Origin of the sequence: Sporolactobacillus pectinivorans (assembly GCF_002802965.1) — a bacterium.
Classification (GTDB): Bacteria; Bacillota; Bacilli; order Bacillales; family Sporolactobacillaceae; genus Sporolactobacillus; species Sporolactobacillus pectinivorans.
On the sequence record NZ_NXGA01000001.1, the window covers coordinates 178,868 to 197,588 of the forward strand.

The 18,721-nt window shown below is 43.4% G+C and carries 17 protein-coding genes; 1 reads left to right on the forward strand and 16 read right to left on the reverse strand.

From position 1 onward, the window contains the following. Positions 1–49 precede the first annotated feature (49 nt). From COP04_RS00940 to COP04_RS00950, 3 genes are all read right to left on the reverse strand, one after another. Positions 50–1,468, reverse strand: coding sequence for an MFS transporter (locus tag COP04_RS00940; RefSeq protein WP_100486289.1), 1,419 nt, complete (start codon positions 1,466–1,468; stop codon positions 50–52). Between the two features lie 103 nt (positions 1,469–1,571). Continuing rightward, on the reverse strand, positions 1,572–2,090 hold the full coding sequence (locus tag COP04_RS00945) for a TetR/AcrR family transcriptional regulator (RefSeq protein WP_100486290.1): 519 nt from the start codon (positions 2,088–2,090) through the stop codon (positions 1,572–1,574). A gap of 373 nt (positions 2,091–2,463) precedes the next feature. Further along, positions 2,464–3,453 carry an asparaginase gene (locus COP04_RS00950; RefSeq protein ID WP_100486291.1) on the reverse strand — a complete coding sequence of 330 codons (990 nt, stop codon included), beginning with the start codon at positions 3,451–3,453 and terminating at the stop codon, positions 2,464–2,466. A 124-nt stretch (positions 3,454–3,577) separates the two neighbouring features. On the opposite strand from COP04_RS00950, the gene COP04_RS00955 reads away from it, so the two are divergent. Then, the gene (locus tag COP04_RS00955) at positions 3,578–3,898 is read left to right on the forward strand and encodes a helix-turn-helix domain-containing protein (RefSeq protein ID WP_239984719.1); all 321 of its coding nucleotides are present in this window, start codon (positions 3,578–3,580) and stop codon (positions 3,896–3,898) included. A 195-nt stretch (positions 3,899–4,093) separates the two neighbouring features. On the opposite strand, the gene COP04_RS00960 is transcribed toward COP04_RS00955, so the two are convergent. The 13 genes from COP04_RS00960 to COP04_RS01020 form a co-directional block, all read right to left on the reverse strand. Beyond that, positions 4,094–6,268 (reverse strand): glycosyltransferase family 39 protein, encoded by a 2,175-nt coding sequence (locus COP04_RS00960; RefSeq protein ID WP_157800113.1) that lies wholly within the window; start codon positions 6,266–6,268, stop codon positions 4,094–4,096. Positions 6,269–6,700: 432 nt separating this feature from the next. Beyond that, positions 6,701–7,075, reverse strand: a complete 375-nt coding sequence (locus COP04_RS00965) for a hypothetical protein (protein WP_100486293.1) — start codon at positions 7,073–7,075, stop codon at positions 6,701–6,703. 64 nt (positions 7,076–7,139) lie between these two features. Further along, positions 7,140–7,985: a PTS system mannose/fructose/sorbose family transporter subunit IID gene (locus tag COP04_RS00970; protein WP_100486294.1), complete on the reverse strand. Its 846-nt coding sequence runs from the start codon at positions 7,983–7,985 to the stop codon at positions 7,140–7,142. Positions 7,986–7,999: 14 nt separating this feature from the next. Continuing rightward, positions 8,000–8,806, reverse strand: coding sequence for a PTS mannose/fructose/sorbose transporter subunit IIC (locus tag COP04_RS00975; RefSeq protein ID WP_100486295.1), 807 nt, complete (start codon positions 8,804–8,806; stop codon positions 8,000–8,002). Between the two features lie 28 nt (positions 8,807–8,834). After that, positions 8,835–9,326 carry a PTS sugar transporter subunit IIB gene (locus tag COP04_RS00980; protein ID WP_100486296.1) on the reverse strand — a complete coding sequence of 164 codons (492 nt, stop codon included), beginning with the start codon at positions 9,324–9,326 and terminating at the stop codon, positions 8,835–8,837. Further along, positions 9,323–9,772 carry a PTS sugar transporter subunit IIA gene (locus tag COP04_RS00985; RefSeq protein WP_100486297.1) on the reverse strand — a complete coding sequence of 150 codons (450 nt, stop codon included), beginning with the start codon at positions 9,770–9,772 and terminating at the stop codon, positions 9,323–9,325. Before COP04_RS00985 ends, COP04_RS00980 begins: the two co-directional genes overlap by 4 nt. Before the next feature lie 204 nt (positions 9,773–9,976). Further along, positions 9,977–12,790: a sigma-54-dependent transcriptional regulator gene (locus COP04_RS00990; RefSeq protein WP_100486298.1), complete on the reverse strand. Its 2,814-nt coding sequence runs from the start codon at positions 12,788–12,790 to the stop codon at positions 9,977–9,979. A 192-nt stretch (positions 12,791–12,982) separates the two neighbouring features. Then, positions 12,983–13,993, reverse strand: a complete 1,011-nt coding sequence (locus COP04_RS00995; RefSeq protein WP_100489474.1) for a D-2-hydroxyacid dehydrogenase — start codon at positions 13,991–13,993, stop codon at positions 12,983–12,985. Beyond that, positions 13,990–15,189: an aminotransferase class I/II-fold pyridoxal phosphate-dependent enzyme gene (locus COP04_RS01000; RefSeq protein WP_100486299.1), complete on the reverse strand. Its 1,200-nt coding sequence runs from the start codon at positions 15,187–15,189 to the stop codon at positions 13,990–13,992. The genes COP04_RS00995 and COP04_RS01000 overlap by 4 nt, the downstream gene beginning before the upstream one ends. 459 nt (positions 15,190–15,648) lie before the next feature. Beyond that, on the reverse strand, positions 15,649–15,870 hold the full coding sequence (locus COP04_RS20155) for a hypothetical protein (RefSeq protein ID WP_239984720.1): 222 nt from the start codon (positions 15,868–15,870) through the stop codon (positions 15,649–15,651). Positions 15,871–15,955: 85 nt separating this feature from the next. Beyond that, entirely contained in the window at positions 15,956–16,717 is a 762-nt protein-coding gene (locus COP04_RS01010) for a DUF1129 family protein (protein ID WP_100486300.1), read from the reverse strand. Between the two features lie 2 nt (positions 16,718–16,719). Then, positions 16,720–17,046 (reverse strand): PadR family transcriptional regulator, encoded by a 327-nt coding sequence (locus tag COP04_RS01015; protein WP_100486301.1) that lies wholly within the window; start codon positions 17,044–17,046, stop codon positions 16,720–16,722. A gap of 361 nt (positions 17,047–17,407) precedes the next feature. Then, entirely contained in the window at positions 17,408–18,493 is a 1,086-nt protein-coding gene (locus COP04_RS01020; protein ID WP_100486302.1) for a helix-turn-helix transcriptional regulator, read from the reverse strand. Positions 18,494–18,721: the final 228 nt, after the last annotated feature.

Below are 18,721 nucleotides of genomic sequence, written 5' to 3' on the forward strand. Positions count from 1 at the left end.
CTTCCATTCGCACCGATTAGTGCGATTCGTTGATTATCTCCCATGTTTTTCATGCTCTTTTACCAAGTTCCTCTGTCTCCACCAACCTCTGTTTCTTAAATGTGCCTCTGAAAAGTACCATCACAAAACCAAGCGCAAGTGCAATAAAGCCGGCACCGGCAAGTAAGGATGGAACCATGTGAGTGCTGAATGTTTCAGGAGAGGTTATCTTTTTCCCTGATTCAAAGATCAGCGTACAAATGGCGATTCCAAAAACACCCCCGAGTTCACGAGTGGCATTGCTGATTCCGCTCGCTTCCCCGGATGCATCTTGAGGAACGGTCGATAGAATCCCATGTGCCAGCGGTGTGAAACTCAGTCCCATACCGGTACCCGCCGTCACCATAAATGGAGCAAGGTATCCGAAAGAAAAATCCGTGCCCAATCTTGAAATAAGAATCACGAATCCCAAAAGTCCTATAGCCTGAAAAAGAAGACCAATCGATAAAATAGTTTTCGTTCCAAATCGTCCAACCAGAAGTCCGGCAATAGGTGCGGCAACCATCGTGCAGCCGGTCCAGGCCATTTCGCGAACTCCTGCTTCAAGCGCCGTGTATCCTTGAGCAATCTGCAGGAAAAGCGTTAACAGAAAGATGGAGCCGAAGATGCCCGCATTCATGAGAAATCCGGCAATGATCAAAGTTGAATAGCGGCCATTCTTGAAAAAGTGAAATTGGATCAATTGCCTTTTTCTCGTCCTCTCCCACACATAATAAAGGAATAGTACAATGAATCCTCCGAAAATAGAGCCGATAACATTTGAAGAGCTCCAGCCGTCGGCATTGCTTCTCTGCAGACCGAAGATGATTCCGAACATACCCGCGCCGAGCAAAAAGATACTTAATGGATTCATCGGCTTCGCTTCTCCTTTTGATTCAGGCAGCCACCTTAGTCCCAGAAACATGGCCAATATACCGACAGGCACATTGACCCAGAAAATCAGTTGCCATGGTGCTCCATCTAAAATCAATCCGCCAACAAGCGGCCCGACAGACAATCCAAGGCCGGATATCCCGGACCAGATGCCCATTGCCGCCGCACGCATTTTTTCAGTGAAAGCCTCATTAACAAGTGTCAGGCTTAGCGGGACGATGGCCGCTCCCCCTATGCCCTGAAGTGCACGGGAAAAAATCAACTGAAGGGAATGATGACTCATTCCGGACAATGCTGATCCTAAAGTGAAAAGAACAACACCTATCAAAAAGACTTTCTTACGTCCGATTCGCTCCCCGAGCATACTGAAGGGAATCAGAAGAACGGCAAAAGCGAGTGTATAGGCATTTGTGAACCATTCCAGATCCGACAGGTTTGCGTGAAAAGATTTTTGAATAGAAGGCAACGCCACCCCAAGAACTAAGTTATCCAGCATCGACATGAATAGCGCCGCACAAGTCACAACCAATATTTTGATGCGTTGATATGAAAGCATGTGATCATCTCCTATTTATTTATTAATAAATAAACGAACATCAAAAAAAATAATTTTTAACTAACGAAAAGACTTTCTGTGCCTGAAAAGGCCGTGTTCTCCTTTATTCCCACGGAAACAGCTTAGGTAACTGTAAGATTTCGGCCATTGTGATCATAAGCCCGCAACCGATAAAGTCCCGTGCTTCATCTTCAGGGTCAGCAATGCCTGCCTTCGTAAACTGATCTTTAACATGCTCATAAACTTCATCAAAACCGGCTCTGACCTGCTCCCTGATTGCCGGTTCCGGGATCGTGAAGGCCGTCATGATCAATAGCATTTCATTGCGGCAACTTTTTAGTAAGGATTCAAAAGCCATACCCATCGATGCCTGCAAATTCTCTGCCGGTGCTTCTGTGCTTGCAAAGGCGTATACAATAATTTCTTTAGCTTCCTGCAGTACTGCCGAATAAAGCTCTTCTTTTGTCTTAAAAAAATGAAACACATAAGGCTGCGTGACTCCTACCTCTCGTGCTACATCGGCAGTCGTTGTTTTGTAATATCCTTTTTCTGCGAATAGTGCCGCAGCAGCTTTTAGAATTTGGTTTTTCCTGCTGGGAGCTGCTGCTTCTTTATTACTCATAAAAGATCCCTTCAAACATTTATTTATTGATTAATAAATAACATGAATTTTTGAGTTTGTCAATAGCTTGCCCACTCATGCATTTGTTGATTTTTTTCGGATTAATGTCGATTCTTTCGCTGTTTCCGTCGATTCTTCCGCAGGTTCGATTGATTTCTTAACAGGTTCTGTCGATTCTTTCAGGAATTCCGTCGATTTTTTTCTCTTTTATGTTGATTCGCAATCAGCTGTGACAAGCCGTCGAATCCACTCGCATACACGTTAGCTGGTATCAGAAACCAGTTGATGCCCATGCATAAAACATAGATCCTACAATAACAATCAGGATTGTAAGAAGTACAGATTTAATGATCTTCTCCTTCCTTCAGAGCAACTAAATATAGTCCAGATCATGAGCGATCGGTGTCTGAATCATCCGTTTAATAGTCACCAAATCCGAAGTCTGGGAGAGTACCCACATCAGTTTGGCCACAATGGCTTCGGTGTTCATATCACCGGCAGTAATCCCCCCGGCATCAGCAACTCGTTTTCCAACTTCGTACAAATCCATATTCTGCCCTTCTTCAAGGCACTGGGTCGTGATAACTACAGGAATATCCTTCCGCACCAATCGATCGACTCCTGATACCAGATTCCTTTTTTCAAAGGGAAGCCCGCCGTTGCCAAAGCTTTCAATGATCAGCCCTTTTGTATGATCCTGTAAGAAGTCAAAAAATAAAGGAGAAAGCCCCGGAAAAACTTTGAGCAAAAAGACATCAGGACAGATACCCATATGCGTTTTCAGAAGTTGTTTTTCCGGTTCAGGCCGGTAATCAATCCGAATACCACCCTTATCGATGGATGCGATGTATGGATAATTGATGCTTTCAAAAGCATCGTAACTCTTTGTTCTCATTTTTATTGCTCGTGTGCCTTGAATGGCTTTCCCGTCAAAGACAATGAAAACGCCTGGAATATCGGCCCTTTGCGCAAAAGTCAGTGCATCATGAATATTTTTCTTCGCGTCTGTCCTTTTAAAACTTACGGGCACCTGCGAGCCTGTAATGACAACGGTTTTTTTAATACCATGAAGCAGGTAGGAAAGACCGGAAGCGGTAAAAGCCATGGTATCCGTTCCATGAGTAATGATAAAACTGTCATATCGGTTCTGGTTTTCTTCGATAGACTCAGCCATGGCTAGCCAGTCCTCAGGCTGGATATTGGTGCTGTCTTTATTCATCAGAACCTGAAAATCAACCGATATATCCTGATTATGTTTGAAATAGCTGGCGAGCTGATCAATGGTCAGGCCCGGTGCCAGACCGTCCTGTTGATGAGTTGAGGCAATGGTACCCCCCGTTGCAAGAACCAAAATTTTTTTCAACGCAAATATCCTCACTTAGTGTATTTATAAGTAGATTATAGCTTTTTCTCTAATATTTTCAATGAAAAAGTTTACTTTAAGTGTACTTTACGATAGAATTATTTTCTGAGAGGAGGTCTGCTGTTTGCTGGACCAATTAATCGAATTCCGAAAAAGTAGGAAACTGACGATCCAGAATATGGCTGATGTGCTCGGGATTGCGAAAAGCACTTACGCCAGTTATGAGACAGGCTATCGCCAGCCTCCGATTGATGCACTGATTAAGATCGCGAATTTTTTTAATATTTCCCTCGATACACTAGTCAACCGGCATTACAGGTCTGGCATCGATCTTGATCAGATAAAGGGCGGAAATTATAGATTTTATATAGACGGCAAGGCATTAACAAAGGATGAACTGAAGGCAATCGTTGCCTTCGTGAAAGTTAAACGGAGCTTATCATGATCCACTCTTTTACAAAGAAAAAAGTGAGCGAAGACGTCAGGCATAAGATTAACCGTAACACCGGCAATAAAATTCTTATTATAAAAGCCTCCGTAACAGTCCCAACAACTAGCAATATAATCAGTGTAAACGACTACATACTTTTCTTTTCCGCCCTGCCGGCTCCCTTTCTATTATTAGATTAATTTCTCATCTTTAAGATTTTGCACGGCTGGCAGCCTCAATTGCCTTCCCATCATACTTGAGAGAGACATAAGCATAAAAAATCAGCATCAGCACAGGCATCGAAAAGAGTAGAAAATAGGTTTCCCTGCTGAGATAAGATCTTTCCTGAATGCTGTAAACCTGAAATCTTAATTCCGCGTTTTTTACCACCGATCCATTTTCCATGAAACGGCCGCCAGAATAGATACTTCCCCGATCATAACCATTACCGTACAGCGATAAACCGAGTCGGGCTCTGCTGTTGCCGCTGATTTGCCTGATGGTGATCTGATCTTCAGCCCTTTGCCTTGTTTGATCCTTATTTACCGAAAAAGTAAGATTATACCATGGTCTGGCTTGCGCACTGGAAAAATTTTTGGAGAAAATGACTTTATGCCTGCTAAGATTCATGAGTGACATATTGTAGACACCGCGCCCCCTCCTACTCAGGATGCTCATGGATACATCAGTAAAAGGACCGGTTGCCCGGAAGGATTGGCGAACCATGTGGTGTGCATCAACAAAGGCACTTTGCACACCGGCCGCCGTTTCCTGGTCGACAATGTAATGCTTCTGTACCATCTGTCTTTCCGTATACCCGGGCATATTGATCCAGGCACACGCTGCGACACCCGCCAGCAAGCTACCTGTAAGTAACAGTGTGGGCATTTTACTTCTCTTTTTCAGTACGGAAAGAACCGGTCCCGGGCTGTGGATCATTTGGATTAATTCGTTAAATCCAAATACAGCGCTGATCAGCATGAATGGAGTAAAAAGCAAGCTGTAGCGCGGTTCAGATTCCCAGAAAAAAGTATAAAAGATAAAGTTCCCAAACAAACAGATCTGAATCAGGAGGTTCATGCTAATTTTTTTCGTTCTCATGTAATTCATGGATGATAGAATCACAAAGAAAATATTAACAATGTGGAAAATCTGAGTGATATAGAGCATGAGCTGATCCTGATGACCGAACAGATACTCATAAGCAGTTGTCGGGTTTTGGGAGATCTGTGTATAGATGTCGTAGCCGCGGGCACCCATGCCCCAAGTGATCGCTGTTTTTATAACCCAGAGATAGATCAGGCCTGGCGCTTTCTTCTGAACAATTCTCGATTTAATTTGCTGCAGGTCCACCCGGATTTTGGCCTGCTGGGTCGGCTGGCTACGGGTCAGATTAAAGTCAGGGATGTTATACTCCCCATACTGGGACAGCCCAAGCATGATCCAATGCACAGATGGCATGGACAGCGCTGGATCAGGCGTATAGCCGAGGTGCCGGTCATAGGCATGAACGGAAAAGCTTACCGCAGCCATTATCATCGCGATAACAGCCAAATTCAGCAACACTTTTTTCATTTTGAGTACAAAAAACATATAAATAACGAGAGCTGGAAGAAACAGAATCAAGTTTGGTCGGATCTGATAGCCGATGCCAAGCAGCAACCCTGATAGAACCAGATACCGGATCTTCATAGACCGATGATACAAATACCAGAGATACAGGAGCAGTGCAGGGAACATCAATGTCATTGTATCGGTATAAAAATAAGTGATGTAAAAGAATAAAGGAAAACAGGTCAGCGTCATCAGCAGGAACATGTTGGCTAGTTTCGCATCAAACAGGCGAAGCACGAGTTTCCAGGAAAAATAAATGCTAATATTCAGCACAGCGGTACAGGACAGCTGGTCAATGATTGTATAATCAGAAACATGGATCAGCACAAAAAAATGATAGATCCAGTATCTGATCACTGTAACAGGTATGTTATTCGGATAGACTTTGAAATAGCTGTCACCGGATGCATGACCGTGTGCCAGCAGATAAAGCGCCTCTCCATATGTATGTCCTCCGTCCATGACAGGGGGAACGATCGAATGAAAAAAAACAATAATAGCCAGCTCAACCAGTAAAATTGCCGCACCGAGGCAAAGAGTCACCTTTTTTAAACTTGAAAGAGTTAGTTTAGAAAGGAAACGATAGACGGTGACAAAGAACAGAATAACAATCGCAGAGAAGAGCAAAAGTGAGAGCGATGTGCTGGTTATGTGCTTGCCGCTTTTAATTAATAGTGAGTATGAAAGGCTGATCACCAGAACGATAAAAAAACAAGCTGCAAAAATATTATTGAAAACTGAGAGCAAGCCTCGTCTTAATCTTAAAATCACGTCCACATCCTTGATCTTATCATTAATAAATATAAGGCACCTGAATCGAATAAACCCGATTATTCTTTTACAGCGTTCGCTTATAATCTTTCGTATTATTGAATCTTGCTGAGGGTGATCTATGAAGATGCTGTACCTTTATTTTTATTTCGGTATCGCCTGCCCGATAGTTGATCAAACTTTTTCCTAAAAACAGGGCACAAGATCGATTACATAATAGGAGAAATGCGGCATTGCGATGCGTTTGTTGATTTTTTCCTGTTTAATGTTGATTCTCTCCCCGGTTCTGTCGATTCTCTCACGGGTTACGTTGATTCTCTCCCCAGTCCCGTCGATTCATCACCTAAAAAAACGAAGGAGCGTCTGTCTCCTTCGTTAGATCAATCCTATTTCATTTTCCAATTATTTAGAGATCGAAAAAACTCTGATATCTTATAAACGCTCATCCGCGTAGGCCAGAAGTTCTTTAATTTCTGTCTTCGCGCGTTTTGTCAGCATCTTGTTATCGTTCAGCATTTGCTCGCCGCGTGCCTTGATAAAGCGAAGATAATCTTTCTTCTTAGTCTGAGCGTATCCTTTTTTCGCATGGTGCATGTCATTGAAATCACCGGAGGCCTGCCTAGCCAGTAAGAACCGGCCGATCAGCAATGCGATTGCCAATGATAGACAAGCTAATGTTCCCCAACCACCGGTCAGCTGATAAAGCAGGATGCCGACCACCATGAGCAAGGTTACCCATTTTGCGGCGCTGAAAACATAGCCCTCTTCATTGTTTTTCCTGAGTGCGGTCCGCACATTTTCGAACATTGCTCTTCCCCTCCTTCTCGAGAATTCAAATTTATTTTTCTAATGCGTCAATTATACTCTTTTATCACAGTCCGAACAGGCCGATCCAATACCCGAAAATACCAACAGCGAACATACCGAAGATAATCCAGATCGCATTGACTTTGTGCTTCAGGAGCCACATGCAAGCAAATGTCATCAGCAAGGCTACCAGTCCTGGAAGCAGTGAATCCAGTATGTTCTGCAGGGAAGTGGTAATGAGATGTCCGGCTTGGTGATAGCTGACAAGCACCAGAGGCATCTTAATACTGGTCCATTTGGAAACCAGAGACCCCATAACGAACAATCCAAGAACCGATGCCATCTGTGTCAATTTTTTCAGGCGGTTGCCGGCAACGTCCTGAACAATATCCGTTCCTTGTCTGTATCCAACTTGAAAACCATACCATCTGGTTAACATACGCACAATGTTAATGCCAAAGAAGAAAAGCAGTGGACCGAGAATACTTCCGCTCAACGCAAGTGATGCACCAAGGGCTGCGAGGATCGGGCGAGCCGTCCCCCAGTAGATTGGATCACCGATGCCGGCCAGGGGTCCCATGAGACCTACTTTAACGTTTGTAATCGCGGCTTCATCAATGTCGCCGCCCTCCGCCTTCTTCTGCTCCATCGCGGCAGTAACACCAAAGATCGCCGATGCCGGCCACGGCGTCGTATTGAAGAATTCCAGGTGACGTTTCAGCGCAGCAGCCTGATCTTCTTTCTTATGATAAAAACGTTTGATTGCCGGAATCATGGTCACACAAAATCCGATCGCCTGCATACGTTCAAAGTTGAATGATCCTAACATAAATGTACTGCGAAAATATGTGCTGATAATATCTCTCTTCGTCAACGGTTGCACTTTTTTCAATTCTGTTGATTCAGTCATTTACTGTACCCCCCTTATCCTAATACGTCATCATCATCGGATCCTGAACCGGTTGCTGTCGCAGCAGCAGGAGCCTTGATGGAGTCATGAAAATCCGGATTAAGCTGAACATAGACAACGGCGGCACATGCGCCAAGAATGCCTAGCCCGACAAGGTTCATCCCATTGACAAAGGTAGCAAGTATGAAGCCGATGAAGAAGAACGGCATAAGCGAACGTGCCCGCATCATATTGATGACCATCGCATATCCGACAACAACGATGAATCCGCCGGAAACCTGCAGACCATGAGTGACGACCGGAGGAATGTCATTCAGCCATTGACTTACAATGCTCGTTCCGGCAACGGCAGCAACGGCTCCGGTAGGAATTGCCACACGAAGGCCCTGAAGGAACAGCGCGCCTATATGACACCACTCGATACCTCGAAAATTAGCTGTTGCCGCGAAGTGATCGGCCTGGTGCTGGAAAAATACGGCAATCGTTCGTACAAAGATCGTCAAAACCTGACCTGCGGCTGCCAGTGGAACCGCAATGGCAATACCTTCACCAATGGACTGATGGCCGACAATAACGATAATAGCTGAAACCGTGGAAGCCAGTGCCGCATCAGGTGCCATTGCCGCTCCGACGTTCATCCAGCCAAGAGCAATCAGCTCAAGTTGACCTCCAAGAATAATACCCGTCTGTAAATCACCTAAAACAAGACCTATCAGTGTACAAGCGACGATTGGCCGATGGAACTGCCGCTCATCCATAACACTGGCCATGCCACACACTAACGCAACGAGAATAACGAGAATAAATTGCATCGCATTCATAGGATAATGCCCTCCCCCTGTTTTTGTTTTATATTAAACCTTTGCTCTTCAGTCTGCTCATGAAGTCAGAAGCTCCGGTATTAGGCAGCTGCTGGAGAACAAGTTTGACGCCGCGTTTATCCAATTCTTTAAATGCTTCAATATCTGCCGGGCTGACTGATACCGCCTCGGAGATCAAAGTCATACCTTCCTTGAAAGTGATACCGCCGACATTGACTGCTTTTACTTCCACACCTTGATCCATCAGCCGCACGACATCCCCCGGTGTTTCCACAACCAGCAGGACATCCAGATTGACATAGGACGGATTCTTGTAACAGCGCGCCGTTTTGTCAATCGACATCACATAGGATTTGGTCCTTCCCGGTGCCACCTGCAGCAGCAGCGTTTTTCTCAGATCATCTTTGGCAGCGCTATCATTTGCGGCAATGATTGTACTTGCTCCCACATGGTTCACCCAGTTATTTGCCACCTGTCCGTGAATCAGCCTTGAATCAATTCTCAACCATTTAATAATCATCCTAATTCATCTCCTTCTTCGTCTTTAGCAAAGTTAGCAACTTTTTGTTGAGCAAATATCTCGCGAAATGATTTAATTCCTTCAGAGCCTGCCTGTTTCGCCGTTTGAATCAGTTCTTCCAGTGTTCCGCCAGCCATCCGCCGGCCCAACACTTCGACGAGCATCGGCAAGTTGACGCCGGTGACGACATCCATATTTTGCTTTCGAGCGACAAACCGGCTAGCCGCATTGTAAGGACTTCCACCAAAGAGATCTACAAGGAACAATGCACCGTCATGATCAAAATGATTGCTGATTGCTGTGTATTTTTCCAGGAGGTTCTCTGCGCCTTCACCCGGCTTAAATGTTACTGCCGCCACATTCTCCATGTTTCCGAAAATCATCTTTGCCGTTCCTATAAGTGCTTCTGAAAAACTTCCATGCGAAGCGATCACAATTGTTACCAAGGTCCACCCTCCTTTCTTCCTTGCCTACACTTTTTAATAAGCAATTATTGTGCCAAATTGTGTATTAAAAAAGAGAACCTTTTCAGGCCCTCTGTTATCATGATTTTTCGTTAAAATAATTCAGTTTGAAACACTAAGGTTCAAAAGCGAAACACTATCAGCTGAAATAAGTCACTAGTCCGTGAATCCCGATTAAATAAAACACTATGTGTTCGATACTTGCGAAAGTAATACATTCTTTCCAAGCTCATCGATCATCATATCGATAAAATAATAAATTTCTCCTTCACTCATTTGTATATTCACTTTATCTTTAATGACATCCAATGCAGGACTTAAGTGGGCAAGAATCTGCCTTTTCTCATCGCTGAAAGTGTCCTCGTATTTAAGCTGCGTATGTGCAACCTCTCGTTCTAAAGCAAACGCAAGGTGCATAATCAAACGTATCTGTGTAGCATTTTTAAAATGGATATCCAGTATCTTTTGAAGCGCGTCATTGAATTTAAGAATGGCCGCAACCGCTCTTTTGGGATTCAAATAAAGCAGCATATCCTGAAGGCTGTCTTCGCAAACGCCTTTAACAATGATATGTGAAGGATTTTCTTTAGGCGGAAGATTTTTCGATGTCAGGATCGATTGAAGTATTTCATGCCCCTCGCCGCTGACGAACTGGGATAAAGTAATGAAAGGCACACCCTCGAGTTTCGGACTTTTGGCACCAATACTGGCGATTATTTTATAGTTAGCCTGAATCTTTTGCGCATGTTCATACAAGCCTTCGATCGATACAGGAACAATGCGGATATCTTCATCCGTCATGTTGTGAATATACACACTTACAATGCTTTTAATTCTGTTCGCAATACCACTTCCGGTGGTACAGATGGTTAGGATCGCTTTCTTCTGCTCGTTTCCCTCCGGATCGCTTTCTTGACCGACTGTCTGCCGCAGTTTATACAAGGCATCCACAATGTCTTTGAGATTCATATGAAGATAATTGGCGTCTTTAACCGCATCGAGAATCATCGGTGTTGAAACCATGTCAATCGCTCTGACACGGACATTGGCACTTTCGGCGATCTTATCTTCAAAATAATAGAGCGATCCCATATCGACCATCATCAGAACGCCGGCACCTTGATTCACCGATTTTACTTTCTGAACGATGTTGTCAAAAATATCGCCGAAATTAAGACTGAGTGGCATGTCCACTGCCGCAACCGGGTAATCGCCCATTAGCTCTTTGACAACGCTGACCATGGAGCTTGCTGTCTGCGTCCCATGCGCAGCAACGACAATGCCCACATTTTTTTGCTGGGACAGTTCAGCAAAAGAATTGAGCAAAAAGGCAATATAGGATATTTCGACTTCTGGCAACGTGACGGAAAGACGTTCCTCAATCAGTTTCGCAATCTTGGAGGCTGCCTTGTAATCTGTTTCCGCATACGAGAACATGGACTGCTCCAGCTTAGGCGGACAATCTATCTTACGGTCTGGATGCTCAAGAAATGATGACAGATGCACATTCAATAACGAAACAAACTGGTCGCTTATATTACCAGGAAGCACTTGGGAACAGATCGCTTCAAGATCCTTGGACAAGCTGGCGATCCGCTTGTCAATAGAGGTCATTAGCATATCCTTCGCTGTTTTCTGATAGAATTCCTTCACCTGTCCCTTGATATCTTCGGCAATCAGTTTCCGAATATCGTGGGCAGACAGTCCTTCCTGGATCAGCGCGTCATATCTCCCGGAGATCATTTTATACAGATCAAAAGGCGGTTCATACTGATCTACATCCGTAAGCATCGGGTCTTTTCGACCGTTCACAACAAGAAACAGAGGCAGCCTCTTGTTCAGTTGCTGATTGACCTGCGGATTATGTGAAATGCGATGTAGCCCTTCCCGCATTTCCATCGGAAGCATCTTCGCGTCAAGTTGAACGTATTCATTATCCATGCTGTCCAGAAAACCCTGGGCACAAATCAGCTGCACATTGGACTTCAGCTGCCCGATATTGCCGAACGTGACACTGCCGATTAAAGCTTTGATGACATCGGCGCTGACATGAAATTTATGGCGCGTGCGGTGGGCTTCACGCGATAACAGAAACTTGGTCAATCCAATTTGTTCACTAATGCTTCTGTTGCGGAAATCCGGTATATTGATCATGACCGGCACCCGACGTAAAAAAGTCTGCAGCAGGGCTGATTCCGGATCGGCTGTTGTAGCTCCTATGATCAGAACGCGAGACTCACGCTTATTCCCTGTTTCTCCAAGTTTGCTGTATCGGCCGGTGTCCATAAAATAAAACAGCATTTCCTGTCCTTCAGGAGGGAGGCGATGAATTTCGTCGAGAAAAAGGATACCGCCGTCCGCTTTGGCAACCAGTCCTTCCTGATCGCGCGAAGCCCCTGTGAATGCTCCTTTCACATAACCAAAAAGCTGCCCGATCAACAGCTGTGGATTGTTATAGTAATCCGCACAGTTAAAGTCGACAAAGGGCGAAGTTTCATCGATTCGCCTAATTGATTTGGCGTAATTATACATCATATGTGCAAACAAAGTTTTACCTGATCCAGTCGATCCAAGGACCAGTGTATGCAGACCGCGGGGCGGATACATAATCGCAGACTTTGCCTGTTTCACACTGCTTTTCAAGCTGTCGTTTGCCCCAATCAGATGTGCAAATGGATCTTCATTCTTCTCATGCGCATCCTCCTGACTGACCAGTTCTTTCAATGAGGCGCTCTTTACAGAGAACTGACGAACCACATCGCCGAACTGCGAACGGACAATGTCAGCGGGAACATATAAAACCGGGCGAGTGACAAACTTGATCACGCGTTTTTCCCTGACCAGTTCATTCAATTCCGAACTAACATTACTCCTCTGGACAGCCAAAGTTTTTGCAAGATCAGAAGCAGAGACCCCCGATTTTTCCAGGAGTGTTTGTTTATCGAACAGGCCGCACTGTTTCGCTAATTCATTATAAATTTTTTCCCGGCGGCGTCCCATTGCTTTCACCTCTCTATCGATTCACTGTTAGAAACGGTTTCCCACTATTTATTATATCTTAAAAACGTTTTCACTGAGATATTATTTGGTTCTTCATCTCACTATCGTACTTTAAAAATTGACGAGTATGAATAAAAATGACCGCGCCGAATGTGTTTTCCAGCGCGGTCAAAGCATGTCAATGGTTTAAAATTACCGTTCTTCGGCCATAATCTGATTGACCTGATGCTCGCTCTGTCCCGTTTTCAGGATGGACATCACATCGTTCAGGCTGATTTCGACCATATTTTTAACAGCCAAGTTCGTGTAAAAACCAATGTGCGGTGTAATCAGGACGTTAGGCATCGCGCGCAGCATTTTCAATGCTTCACTTGGTAGTTCTTTCCCCCGCAGATCCACATTGAAAAACTTTTCTTCTCCCGGCAGAGTATCCAAGGCCGCTCCGGCAATTTTTTTGTCTTGCAATGCCCTGATCAGGGTATGCACATCAACAACCGGTCCTCTGGACGCATTAATCAGGAATGCATCGGGCTTCATGAGTGCCAGAGCGGGCTCGTCAATCAAGCTGACCGTTGAGTCCAGCAAGGGCACATGCAGTGTCACAATATCGGACTGCTTCAATAATTCTTCCTTAGAAACATACGTTAAAATGTCCTTTAGTTCATCCCGCTCCACGATATCATTGGCAATCACGTTCGCACCAAGCCCTTTGAATAATCGCGCCACTGTACCGCCAATTCGGCCGGCACCGATCACGCCGACAGTTAATGAACGGATTTCCCGCGCCATCAGGCCGGACCAGCGGAAATCCTGCTGTTCTTCCCTCGCTTCAAACTGCGGCAGATTTCGGATCAGGCGCATCGTCTGGGTGACCGCAAGCTCCGCCACTGAATTCGGGGAGTACGCCGGCACATTGGTAACAGCCAGGCCATAAGCAGCTGCCATTTCCTTGTCGATCATGTCGTAGCCCGCTGTGCGCGTGGAGATTTGCCTGATTCCATATTCTCTTAATGCAGCAAAAATCGACGGATCAGCGATTCTCGTCCGCTGCTGAATCACGAGACCGTCATAGCTTTTTAACAACTTTACTGTATCAGCAGTCAATTCAATCTGATTCATATCGACCTTAACGCCATTCTGCTTCGCCCATTCCCTGATTGCCGATTCTTCATCGTCCCGGACCGTAAACATTAAGATTTTCACCATTCCAGGCTCCCTTCACTTTTCCTGTTCTCTTTAACATATTGCGCAATCCGGTTCATCGCCTCTTCCAGCGTATCCATGCTTGCTGCATAGCTGATTCTGATGCGTCCCTCACTGCCGGGTCCAAACGAATCTCCTGGGATGACAGCGACTTTTGCCTTTTGAGCCAAATCGATGCAGAAGTCCAGGCTGTTCTGGATCAGCCCTTCCGGTATTTTCGGAAACACATAAAATGCCCCTTCCGGTTTCGGACATTCAAAACCAAGTTCCTCCATCTTCTGATAAACAAAATCGCGCCGTTTCTCGTATTCGACGCGCATCTTGGCTCCGTCGTCCATCCCGTTTTCAAATGCTTCCTGTGCTGCGTCCTGAGCAATCGTTGTTGCCGATGTAATCGTGAATTGATGAACAATGCCCATCTTTTTTATAATGTCAGCCGGTCCGCAGATAAAACCAATCCGCCACCCTGTCATCGCGTGCGATTTAGACGCTCCGTTAATGAGAATGGTCTGTCCAGGAAGGTACTCGGCCATTGAAGCGTGCCGCTCTCCATAAGTCAGCTCGCTGTAGATTTCATCGCTGATCACAAATATATCATGCTTTTCCAGCACAGCGGCCAGGGCCTTCACGTCATCTCTGCGGTATGTCACTCCGGTTGGATTGGTTGGAAAGTTGAAGATGATTGCTTTGACCGCGTTGCCATGTTTGTCCAAAGCTTCCGACAGCATTTCAGGCGTCAGGACAAACCCATTTTTCGAAGTATCCAGAAAAACAGCTTCCCCTCCGTTGAGCAGGGTGACTGGAACATAAAGAGGAAAAATCGGTGTCGGAATCAGCACCTTATCACCGGGATTTAAAACGGAGCCTAAAATGGTGTAAATGGCTTCCGTCGCGCCTGCTGTCACCAGTATTTCTTTTTCCGGTTCGTAATCCAGTCCGTATTTTACTTTCATGAAATGGCTAAACGCCTGGCGCAATTCAATTGTCCCATTGGAAGCTGTATAGTGGCTGCGGTTTTTTTCAATACTTCGCTTACCGGCCTCTTTCACATGCGCAGGCGTACTAAAATCCGGTTCGCCTAATGTCAGCTTGATAATGCCCGGAATTGAAGACGTTTCCTGATCGAATTTCAGAATGTCCGAAGGCTGAAGCAAACTTAACTCCTTTTTCATTTTGCCTGCTAATACGTTTGTCATTCCAATCTCTCCCACCTTTTTAGAGCGTTCAAAAAGTCACCGAATGATCAGCGGCGAATCTCAACGCCCGCTTGTTTCTCCTTCGTCACCTTTTTGAACAGTCTCTTTTAATTTTTTCGAAAAAAACACCCAGGCTTCAATAGCTGTGGGTGTTTAAGAATCTTTCGCAAGATAAATAAAAACCACACAGACTATTGAATCAATCCATGTGGCCATTCTTCCGAGTTTAACAAAACTACTCCTGGTTCCCGCATGGATGCAAACATCTGATGAAGTGTCTGCACCCAGTCAAGCGAATGCAAACACTAACGAAAGAAACCAAAGTAGTAATAAAAGTTATTCAGTTGGAGTTTCTTAAAGACTCGATGTCCCACAATAGAAAACCCCTTAACGTTGGTGACTTTATTTATAACAAAGTATAGATTGGGTGTCAAGAAAAATTTTCAGAAATGTATCAATTTACTGTGGCACGTCCAAAATAATTTTCCCGATACTTTGTCTGCTCTCCATCCACTCCTGAGCTTTTGCAGCTTCTTCCAGAGCATAATGCCGGCCGGTTTCTGACAGTAGTCCCCAGATTGAAACCAAGAACCACCCATGGACGGATCTACCAAAATCAAATACAACGACTGCTTTCCATTTTTCACTCTCTATAGTCCAATTCCATTTAATCAATTCCAATATAAGTTATTCATTATAAAGAGATGCTACACAGCAGCACAATCAGAAGCTGCGGCGAAATTAACCAACACGTGTTGACTAGAAATTAGTTTGCTTCATTTATTGTTTTCCTACGTTTCCTTAGCAGGAATATGTAAATACCCATTAAGAAAAACGTTAAAGCCATGCTAATCACATCTTTTTCGGGTTCTGAAAACCCCGTTCTTTTTAGAAGCAGTTCCGGTAGAAAAAGAATCATCGGGATAAGAATACCCGCCCACGACTTGCTCCACATCGAAATACCAGCAAAAAAGAGACAGGCAAGCACAATGGCAATGATCATCCCTGCTGTTCCAAAATGAACCGAGGGGGTATGAATCGACTGGTCCAGATAGATTAAAACAACAAAGAGAGCAACGGGTGTAATGCCGAAAAGAAAGAAAAGTAACCTTTCCTTTATTCTTGAAGCCTTGCTGCTTGCTACATATTTAAATAAAACTGCTATGAGCACGAGGCTAAACAGTGTGATCAGTATATTCCCAATAAGTTCAAGCAATGAATAAGATATAGCTCCGTTTATCGCTTTACCCAATAGATTATAAGCCATAACACCAATCATGATCAAAGGAATCCAAAGCTGCCACACTTTAGAATCAACAGGCAATTCATTAGCTAGCTGATCCATATATATCTTAGGTGACTTCCCAATAATATTCTCAACACTTTTTCCATCTTTCTCAGCTTCGTATAAATGATCTTCCAGTTCTCCAACAATTTCTTCGATATCCTTTTCTTTTTTCCCATCTGAAATTAGATAGAGCCGCAGATTCCCCAGAAAATCACGGCTTTCTTTTGAAAGATTAACCATGTTCATTCTTCCTCCCTGATCAACTTATTCACACTCTCGGAAATAGCTGTCCATGTTTTCTTAAATGTTTTCAATTCTTCAAGTCCTTTGGCAGTTAAAGAATAATATTTCCGTTTAGGTCCGCCGGAAGGCAATTCCTTTTGACGCGTCATAACAAATCCTTCTTTTCTCATTCTGATTAGCAGAGGGTAAATGCTCCCTTCACTCACCATCGTAAACCCGTATGTTCCAAGTCTTTCGATCATTTCATATCCATAGATTTCGCCCTTAGAAATGATAGACAATAAACACCCCTCTAGAATTCCTTTAAGAATCTGACTGGAAGACAAACCATCCTCCCCCTCTAACAAATTTCGAGAAACTAGATTGCTATGCAACATAGTTAGTCAAAAAAAAGAGAACCAAACTATATTGTATAACAACTATGTTGTTATACAATATACCATAGTTTTTCACCTTATTCAATCCATTCATTAATAAAAAGTTGGAAGCCTTTTATAAACACGAATGAAGATCTTAAATTTCTTATAGAATATCTCTTGTTTTTAAGACGTAAGCATCAAATAATGGAGACCCTCTTTATTTTTGTTATTCCTACGTCCCAGTGATAAGGATCATTAATCTGAAGGGGCCATTTAAAATAGATTCATTTTCTCTCTAGCTGTATGACACATAAAAGTGGCCAATACCTTATGCATCTTTTATCGTTTTAATGATTTTTAAGTATTGCAAATCTCCCAAACCATATTGAGGGAAGACACGAAATAATTGTCTTAATAATTCATTTTGAGAACGATCTAGATTTTTTTTGATAAACGCTGTAATTTCATTGTCTTTCTTTAAATATTCTAGATACAGCTTGATTCCCTGATACATAACAGGCATTAATGGAATTTCAGGAAAACAATGATGAATCAACACCTGAAGATAGATTTCTTTATAACCCTGTGGAACGATTTCTGTCTCTTCTACCTCATAAGTTGTTTCCTTCACCATATGAAAGAATGTTTTTCCTTTGTACCCTACTTGATCTAAATATGCCAACACAGTTAACAGATTCATTTGACAAAACATGTCATCCCCGAACCACAAAACAATGCATTTGTATTGTTTGTCAAACAGAGGTTTTAAAGGGGTAATGACAATATTTTCATATTGCTCTAATGATACATGATGTCCTGAGGCTCTACGTCTGTTAAAAGTTCCACTAAAAATAGATTTATGTGTATCATTTGAACACATAGCTTCATTGAAAGGAACATAGTCACTCTTTCCCATTAACTGATGTGTTGAAAATTCTTTATACATCATCTCTCCATTTAAGATATTCAATATATTTTGATCAAACTGATCTGAAATTTTATTCTGTAACGTTTCAATCTCCAATTTTTGGGAAATATCTATAATTATACCATCCTCTATACCTTTTATATTTAATTTCACATAGCTCTGTAATGGTTGCGGATGTTTTCTAAGAGCAGTAGGAGTGATGCCAAACGTATTTTTAAATGCTCTCGAAAAAGCTTCCTGAGATGAAAATCCGTACTTAAATGCAAGATCAATAATTCTTTGATTTGTAGTTTCAAGTTCAATGGAAGAAAGATATATTTTTCTCAACGACATATATCTTCTGATCGTCACTCCTGATAGCTGATGGAACTTAAAAGAACAATAGTAAGGAGAATATCCGATATCATTCCCTAGATTCTTGAGTGAGAACTCATCAAAAAGATGATTCTCAATCCATTCAATCATCTCATGCATCCAATTGTTCATAATTATCACTCCTGCATTTATTGTAAACGAAAATATTCTTCAGATTTTGATATGAGTTGCACTTATTGATCCAAAGTATAAGAAATATTCTTTTTCTCTGNGCCCCCTTAAACCTAATTCCAGGCTTACCCTTTGTCTTCTTGCCGTTTCATACTCTGCCTGAATCGGTAGGATTCCCCATTAAGCAGATGAATGTGACAGCGATGCGTGACCCGATCAAGGAAAGGA